The sequence below is a fragment of the Mesorhizobium sp. WSM4813 genome (genome assembly GCF_055811555.1).
In genome coordinates this window covers 1-2,114 of the sequence record NZ_JBVVQU010000011.1, presented here as the reverse complement: position 1 = coordinate 2,114, position 2,114 = coordinate 1, and the positions used below count along the sequence as shown (strand labels likewise).

The window sequence follows — 2,114 nt, the reverse complement described above, 5'->3', positions numbered from 1 at the left end:
TTTTATCTCCTCTGCCCGTGGCGGCGCGCCCCGGTACGTCCCGTCACCCCACAAAAAAACCCCTTTCCAGCTTTTCTCGGGCCCTTGTTGGTGTGGGGGGGGGGGGGGGGGGCGCCCCCCCCCACCCAGGGTATCGACAATTCCCATGAGGAAAGACAATGGCTGGAAAACAGCTCGTAGCAGTGACAGGAGCCAGTTCTGGTATCGGCGAAGCGGTCGCCAAGGTGTTTTCGCGCGCCGGCCATCCGGTTCTTATGATGGCCCGCCGTCTGGAGCGCATGGAGGCGCTGAACCTACCCGACAGCATGGCCCGGCAGGTCGACGTCCGCGACCGCGCCGCAATCGCAGCCGCGGTGAAGGAGGCGGAAGCCGAATACGGGCCGGTCGACATGCTCTTTGCCAATGCCGGCATCGCGCGTCTTGCCGACATAGGCCGCCAGCCGCCCGAGGAATGGGACGAGATGATCGACATCAACACGAAAGGCGTGCTGAACTCGGTCCACGCCGTGATGTCGGGCATGATGGAGCGCCGTCATGGGACGCTGTTCATGATGAGTTCGATCGCTGGCCGGAAGGTCTATCCCGATCATACCGTTTACTGCGGGACGAAATTCTTCGTTCACGCGGTGTCGGAATCGCTGCGCGACTATCTTTCCGACTATGACGTCCGCGTGGTCGTGCTTTCGCCTGGGGTGATCGAAACCGAAGTTCTGAGCGGCGTCCTCGATCCGCAGACGCTCGCCAACTACAAGGCCAACAAGCTCAAGATCGGCGGCGGGATCGGACCGGAGCACGTCGCTGACCTCATGCTGCACACCTACCAGATGCCACAGAACGCTCTCGTGCAGGAAATCGTCATCACGCCGACCAGGCAGAAATACTGACGACCCGAATCCGGGCTTCTGGAGAGAGAGAATGGCTACCGTAGAATATAGGAACATCGCCAAGAATTTCGGGCATGTCGAGGTGATGAAGGATATCTCCTTCGGCATTGCCGACCGCGAATTCGTCGTGCTTCTTGGGCCGTCGGGCTGCGGAAAGACCACGCTCCTGCGCATGACAGCAGGGCTCGAACGAGTGACCAACGGCGATCTGTTGATTGGCGACAGGCGGGTCAATGACGTCCACCCGCGCGATCGCGACATCGCGATGGTGTTCCAGAATTACGCGCTCTATCCGACGATGAAGGTGTTCGACAATATCGGCTTCAGTCTCGAAGTGGCGAAAGTGCCAAAAGCGGAGATCAGGAAGAAGGTCGAGTGGGCGGCGGAGATCCTGAATCTCACGCCCTACCTCGGGCGATATCCCAAGGAACTGTCGGGTGGCCAGCGCCAGCGCGTCGCCATGGGCCGCGCCATGGTGCGGAATGCCGCCGTGTTCCTCTTCGACGAGCCGCTCTCCAATCTCGACGCGAAGCTGCGCACGCATATGCGCGTGGAAATCCGCCAACTCCACAATCGTCTCGGCACGACCACGATCTACGTCACCCATGACCAGATCGAGGCGATGACGATGGCTGACAAGATCGTGCTGATGCACGCCGGCAGGATCATGCAGATCGGCACGCCCGACGAGGTCTACGAGCGTCCGAACTCGAAATATGTCGCTGATTTCATCGGCTCGCCTTCAATGAATTTCATCGCTGGCGCTGTCGAGACCGCGGGCGGAGCTCCTCGCTTCGTCGCCGAAGGCGTGTCGATCGGCCTCTCACCGGGGATTAAGGCGAAGCCGGGCCAAAGGGTGATCATGGGCGTCCGGCCGCACGATCTCGGCATTTCGGATGCGGGTGAGATCAAGGGCGAGGTCGTGCTGTCCGAAACGACCGGCGCAGATGTTCAGATTCATTTGCGGGTGGCGGGATACGACGCTGTCGCCGTGGTGCCGCGTGACGAGCGCCGCCACGCCGGCGCCGCGATCAACCTTTCGGTACTGCCGGGCAAGGTGCACCTCTTCGATGCGGCCACGGAACTGCGTGTCGCCTGAGATTAGCGATGTAGGCGTGGATGTGACCCGGCAGAGCGCGCCGCCTCAGCCCTTTAGAGCGTTCTGTTTTTAGGTAGACGCATATCCGGCGTTCTTGATGTAGTTGGCGCATTCCGCCGGCGTGTAATGAT

General features: G+C 61.0%; 2 protein-coding genes. Both read left to right on the top strand.

Annotated features, from left to right (window positions below; genetic code table 11):
- Positions 1-158 precede the first annotated feature (158 nt).
- Entirely contained in the window at positions 159-884 is a 726-nt protein-coding gene (locus AC0L25_RS08285) for an SDR family oxidoreductase (RefSeq protein ID WP_127314342.1), read from the top strand.
- Between the two features lie 31 nt (positions 885-915).
- A complete protein-coding gene (locus AC0L25_RS08280) occupies positions 916-1,983 on the top strand; it encodes an ABC transporter ATP-binding protein (RefSeq protein ID WP_473595043.1) in 1,068 nt (355 codons plus the stop codon).
- Positions 1,984-2,114 lie beyond the last annotated feature (131 nt).